The sequence below is a fragment of the Allochromatium humboldtianum genome (genome assembly GCF_013385175.1).
Taxonomy (GTDB): domain Bacteria; phylum Pseudomonadota; class Gammaproteobacteria; order Chromatiales; family Chromatiaceae; genus Thermochromatium; species Thermochromatium humboldtianum.
On the sequence record NZ_JABZEO010000040.1, the window covers coordinates 1 to 6390 of the forward strand.

At 61.3% G+C, this 6390-nt stretch carries 3 protein-coding genes; all 3 read right to left on the minus strand.

Annotation, left to right across the window (positions count from 1 at the left end):
- The coding region (locus HW932_RS21185) for a tetratricopeptide repeat protein (protein WP_176978440.1) at nucleotides 1-1933 on the minus strand (1933 nt) is incomplete at its 3' end.
- Between the two features lie 175 nt (nucleotides 1934-2108).
- Entirely contained in the window at nucleotides 2109-5285 is a 3177-nt protein-coding gene (locus HW932_RS21190; protein ID WP_176978441.1) for a tetratricopeptide repeat protein, read from the minus strand.
- On the minus strand, nucleotides 5272-6390 hold a 1119-nt coding region (locus HW932_RS21195), incomplete at its 5' end, for a tetratricopeptide repeat protein (protein WP_176978442.1). The genes HW932_RS21190 and HW932_RS21195, both read right to left, overlap by 14 nt.

The following is a 6390-nucleotide window of genomic DNA, read 5'->3' on the forward strand; positions in this document are numbered from 1 at the left end:
GCCACGCTAGGTTGTTGAGGCTGATAGCGATGTCCGGATGCCCCTCGGGTAGGGCCTTCCTAACGATCGCCAGCGCCTCGCGGACGAGCGGCTCGGCTTCACTGGGGCGCTCGGTGTTCTTTATCAGCAGACCCGCCAGACTGTTGAGGCTATTGGCGAGGAGGGGATGACTGGCAGGCAGTGTCTTTTTGCGGATTGACAGCGCCTCGCGCAAGAACGGCTCAGCTTCGTTGTAGCGCCCGGTTGTCGTCAGCAATGCAGCCAGGTTGTTGAGGCTTTGGACGAGGTCGGAATGGCCAGCAGGCAGAGCTTTCTGCCGAATTGCCAGCGCCTCGCGCAAGAGCGGCTCGGCCTCGGCGTCGCGACCAGTAGTCTTCAGCAATGCTCCCAGGTTATTGAGGCTTTGAGCGATATTGGGATGTCCAGTGGGCAGGGCCTGTTGCCGGATCGCCAGCGCCTCACGGTAGAGCCGCTCGGCCTCAGCATAGCGACCAATGGTCTTGAGCAACAACGCCAGGTTGTTGATGATGCTGGCGATATCAGGGTGCTCGGCTGGCAGGGTCTTCCGCAAGATCACCAACGCCTCGCGGTAGAGCGGCTCGGCTTCACCGGTGCGGCCGGTGGTCCGTAGTAACTCAGCTAAATTGTTGAGGCTGGCAGCAATGTCGGGATGCCCGACAGGCAAGGTCTTCTGCAAGATCGCCAATGCCTCGCGCAAGAGCGGCTCAGCTTCGGCGTAACGGCCGGTGGTATCGAGCACCCCTGCCAAGTTGTTGAGGCTAGTAGCGATGTCGAGATGCCCCTCGGGCAGAGCCTGTTGCCGAATCGCCAGCGCCTCGCGGTAGAGCGGCTCGGCTTCACCGGTGCGGCCGGTGGTCACAAGCAAGTACGCCAGATTATTGATGCTGGTGGCAATGTCAGGATGGCTTTCGGGCAGGATGGCGCGAAGAATATTCAGCGCCTCGCGCAACAGCGTTTCGACTTCTCCATAGCGATTCTGTTGGTAAAGCGCTATGGCTTGTTCGTTCAATTGCGCCGCACGTTGTTTCTGGCGCTGAGTCTCCGTATCTAGCGACGACGCGATCGGCGGTGCGGGCGCTACGGCGGCTTCGATTGGAGACGGAACCTCGCTGTTGAGGCTAGTAGCAATTTCGGGATGGCTCTTGGGGGGGGCGGCGCGCCGGATTGCCAGCGCTTCGCGTTGAAGAGGTTCCGCTTCGGCGGTGCGACCTGTAGCTTCCAGTAAGTTCGCCAAGTTGCTGAGACTGATGGCAAGTCCGGGATGATGTTCAGGCAGAGCAGTGCGATCAATCGTCAGTGCCTCGCGGAGAAGTTGTTCGGCTTCGACATAGCGGCCTGTGGCTCTGAGCAAGCTCCCCAAGTTGCCGAGACTGATGGCAAGGTCGGGATGGTTTGCGGCCAGAGCGGTGCGATCAATCGTCAATGCCTCACGGTAAAGTGGCTCAGCTTCAGTGTAGCGGGCTGTAACATGAAGTAAGAACGCTAGGTTGTTGAGGCTCGTGGCGATGTCAGGATGTCCCTCAGGGAGAGCCGAGCGCCGAATCGCTAGCGCCTCGCGATAGAGCGGCTCGGCCTCGGCATAGAGGCCGGTTGTGTCTAGCAAGGTTGCCAGGTTGTTGAGGCTCGTGGCGATTTTAGGATGACCACTGGGAAGTGTGGCACGCAGAATTTTTAGTGCCTCGCTTAACAGGAGTTTGGCCTCGTCGTGGCGATCCTGTTCGTAAAGAGCAGTTCCCTGTTTGTTCAATTGCTCTGCACGTTGTATCTGGCGCTGGGTCTCCGTATCTGGCGCCGACGTGGTCGGCGGCGCACCCGCTGCAGCAGCCTCGGTCGACGGCGGAGCCGCCTCCTGCGCAACGGCGCCCACCGTCAGTAGGATCAGGAAGGGCCAAGCGAGTCCGGATCGTTTCATACAAACATCCTCCAATGAAGTTCAACGAGTCTGACGTCAGCCAGTCGACCGAAGTGATGGCTGACACGCCCGATCATCCGTAAAGCGGATCGCCGCCTCGCTCAGTGGCTGCCGGTTCAACCGTTCAGGCTCTTTTGGCGCGCAGAATCAACAACAAAATTGAACAAGCGGGCTTTCATTCGGGCGTCTGGTGCTCTTGAACAATCTGGACGGCCTGCCGGTAAAAGGTTTCGGCGCCGGCGGTGCGACCGGTGGTCTCCAGCAACTTAGCCAAATTGTTGAGACTGACGGCAATGTCGGGATGCCCTTCAGGCAGAGCCTGTCGGAAGATCGCCAGCGCCTCGCGGTAGAGCGCCTCAGCTTCACTGTAGCGACCGGTGGCCTCCAACAACTTGGCCAAATTATTGAGACTGACGGCAATGTCGGGATGCCCTTCAGGCAGAGCCTTCTGTCGGATCGCCAGAGCCTCACGGTAGAGCGGCTCGGCTTCACCAGTGCGGTCAGTGGTCGCCAGCAACGCTGCCAAATTGTTGAGTATGAGGGCGATGTCGGAATGCCCCTCCGGCAGGGCTTTTTTATTGATCGCCAGCGCCTCGCATAAGAGCTGCTCGGCCTCGCCGTAGCGGCCGGCGGTCTTCAGCAACTGCGCTAGGTTGTTGAGACTGTTGGCGATGTGCAGCTGCCCCTCCGGCAGGGCTTTTTGGCTGATCGCCAACGCCTCGCGGACGAGCCGCTCGGCTTCGCCATAGCGACCAGTGGCCGCCAGCAACGTCGCCAGGTTGTTGAGGCTGGTGGCGATGGCAGGATGTCCCTCGGCTAGCGTATTCCGACGGATCGCCAGCGCCTCGCGGTAGAGCGACTCGGCTTCTGCGTAGCGGCCTGTGGCCTTAAGCAACCCTGCTAGGTTGTCGAGGCCGGTGGCGACTGTGGGATGCCTATTGGACAGAAATTGCTGACTGATCGCCAGCGCCTCGCGGTAGAGGGATTCGGCTTCACCGTAGCGTGCAAGTCGTTCGTACATCGCGGCAGCCTTACGGAGTTCAGTCACCAGATACGACATCCGGGGGCGCCCGCTGGCTCGTTCCACCTCGGCACTCCGAAGATACGCCTCAGTCGCCTGCTGAAATCGTTCTGATTGGCGCAGCTCCTCACCCTGTGTCCAGGCTTCATCGGCCAGCCGGTGCTGCTCTCGGACCCGCTGGTTTTCCGGTAGAGCCCGCCGGGCAGAGACTTCCAGCCAACCCCGTTCTTCCTGACTCGCCTCCACCTGCCAGCCCCGCTCAATGAATAGATCGAAGTCGGCCAGTGGTCCTGTGTTGAGACTGCCCTCATCCGGAATCAGCGGGATCGTTTTCTCATACCAGCCGTGCGCGGTTTCGCGATCTCCCTGTAACAGATAGGCGTGGCCAAGGTTGAGATTCCAGGCGAAGTTGTCCGGCTCCAGCTCTACCGCGCGATGGCTTGCTGCTTGGGCCGCCGCGAAATCGCCTTGGAGTATCAGGTACCAGCCAAGTTTGCCCCAGGCACCCGCAAACTCCAGCTTCAGCTCAGTTGTCCGGCGCAGATCGGCAATGGCCGAGTCATAGTGCTTCAAATTGCTCAGGATTTGACTGCGCCACCAGTAGTTCGACGCATCGTCTGGAAAACGGGCGATGGCCTCAGTCAGGAGATCGAGGGCTTGGTCCGCCTGACCCGCTTCAAAACGCTCCCACGCACGCTGACGCAGTGTGGCCGCATCCGGTGTTTGGGGGGGCGCCGTCCAGGGTGCCTGACCTGACGGCTCTGTGGTATCCGGCACGGCGGCGGGCGGTGTCGTCGTTTCCAGCGCGACGGCGCCCGTCGTCAGTGGCATCGTAAAGGGTCGGGCAAGTTCGGATCGGTTCATATAGGCCTCCTTCAACTGGAGTGCCTGCCTGTAAAGCGGTTCAGCCTCGTCGGTGCGTCCGGTGGCCCGAAGTAACTTCGCCAAGTTGTTGAGACTGTTAGCGATATCAGGATGACCTGCGGGCAGAGCCTTCTGTCGGATCGCCAGAGCCTCACGGTAGAGCCGCTCGGCTTCACTATGGCGACCTGTCGTCGTCAGCAACCACGCCAGATTATTGAGGCTTTTGGCGATGTCGGGATGCCCTTCGGGCAGGGCCTGCTGCCGGATCGCCAGGGCCTCGCAGTAGAGCGGCTCGGCTTCGCTAGTGCGACCGGTAGTCTCAAGCACCCCGGCCAGGTTGTTGAGGGTGGCGGCAATGTTGGGATGCCCTTCGGGCAGCGCCTGCCGCTGGATCGCCAGAGCCTTGCGGTAGAGCGGTTCGGCTTCAGTGGTGCGTCCGGTGGTCTCCAGCAACCAGGCTAGGTTGTTGAGGCAGAGGGCCATGCCGGGATGCCCTTCGGGCAGAGCCTGCTGCTGGATCGCCAGGGCCTCGCGGTAGAGCGACTCGGCTTCACTGGTGCGACCGGTGATCTCCAGCAACTGTGCCAGTTTGTTGAAGCTGTTAGTGATGTATGGATGTCCCTTGGGCAGAGCCTGCTGCTGGATCGCCAGGGCCTCGCGGTAGAGCGGCTCGGCTTCACTGTAGCGACCGGTTGTCGTCAGCAACCACGCCAGATTGTTGAGGCTGCTGGCGATGTCGGGATGCCCTTCTGGCAGGGCCTGCTGCTGGATCGCTAGGGCCTCGCGGTAGAGCGGCTCGGCTTCGCCATAACGACCGGTGGTCTCCAGCAACCTGGCCAGGTTGCTGAGGCTGAGAGCAATGTCGGAATCCCCTTCAGGCAGGGCCTGCTGCTGGATCGCGAGCGCCTCGCGATAGAGCGGTTCGGCTTCGCTGTAGCAACCATTGACCTCCCGCAACCACGCTAGGTTGTTGAGGCTGAGAGCAATGTCGGGATGCCCTTCAGGCAGGGCTTGTTGCCGGATCGCGAGCGCCTCACGGTAGAGTGGTTCAGCTTCATTATAGCGACCGGTGATTTCCAGTAACCCTGCCAGGTCGTTGAGGCTGTTGGCGATGGAGGGATGCCCCTCGGGCAGGGCCTGCTTCCGGATCGCTAGGGCCTCGCAGTAGAGCGGCTCCGCCTCTCCGTAGCGACCGGTGATATACAGCAATGTTGCCAAATTGCTGAGGCTGGTGGCGATATCGGGATGCCACTCGGGCAGAACCTGCTGAAAAATCGCGAGCGCTTCGCGATAGAGCGGCTCGGCTTCACCGTAGCGTGCAAACCGTTCATGCGTCGCGGCAGCCTGACTGAGTTCTACCGCCCGATCCCGCATCTGGAGCCACGGTGCAGCGGCCTCCGGTGCACGGGCTTCATTCCGACGATTGCCATGCAGGATCAAATTCGATGACTCATTACGCTCCTGCATGGCAAACCTCTCCAGTCGAATCTGATCTGTCCTGTGTGGATTGGGTATGGCACAGGTCGCCGCGTATGAACTCGAAGTGTTCCTGCGCCTTGAGTATCTCCAGAACCTGCTGCGCCTCCCGCAGGCAGCCCTCGGCGATTAGCCAGTCCGCCAGATGCTTGTAATAGCATTCTTTGTTCTTGAGGAAAGACTGCTGGATGGCCTGTTCGGTGCCGACCAGATTCTGGCGCACGGCCTGGAGCGTGTTGACGGCCTGCTTGCCGAAGAGGATTGCTCGCGGGCGTTGGGAGTGCTTCGCATAGAAGTCGGCGAGGTTGCCCTGGACGGTCCAGAGCAGTTCGGGCACCTGGAGGCTTTGGGCGATCTGGAGTGCCTGTTGGTATAGCGGCTCGGCCTCGGCGGGGCGACCGGTGGTCTTGAGCAGCTCGGCCAGGTTGTTGAGGCTTCCGGCGATGGCGGGATGTCCGGCAGGCAGGGCTTGCTGCCGGATTGCCAGCGCCTCACGGTAGAGCGGCTCGGCTTCGTCATAGCGACCGGTGGTCTCCAGCAACAACGCGAGGTTGTTGAGGGTTAGAGCGATGTCGGGATGCCCCTCAAGCAAGACCTGCCGGCAGATCGCCAGCGCCTCGCGCAAGAGCGGTTCGGCTTCGCCGTAACGACCAGTGGCCAGAAGCAACTCTGCCAGGCTGTTGAGGCTGGTGGCGATATCTGGATGCCCCTCGGGCAAGGCCTGCTGCCGGATCGCCAGCGCCTCACGAAAGAGTGGCTCAGCTTCACCGTAGCGTGCAATCCGTTGGTACATCAAGGCGGCTAGACTGAGTTTCGCCGTCAGATCCTGCATCCGGGGGCGCCCGCTGGCCTGTTCCACCTCAGCACTCCGACGATAGGCTTCCGCCGCTTCCAGAAAGCGTTCAGCCTGACGCAACGCGGTGCCCTGGGTCCAGGCTTCATCGGAAAGACGATGCTGTTCGCGGGTCCAGTGGTTTTCCAGCAGGGCGTGCCGTGCGGCGGCTTCGAACCAAGCCCGCTCCGTGCGGCATGCCTCGACCTGCCAGCCCTGATCCATGAACAAATCGAAATCGGTCAGTGCCCCCGTTTTGAGGCG

Coding starts and splice junctions, on each gene's coding strand:
- HW932_RS21190 (WP_176978441.1), bottom strand. CDS start 5,285: ATGCAGGAGCGTAATGAGTCATCGAATTTGATCCTGCATGGCAATCGT.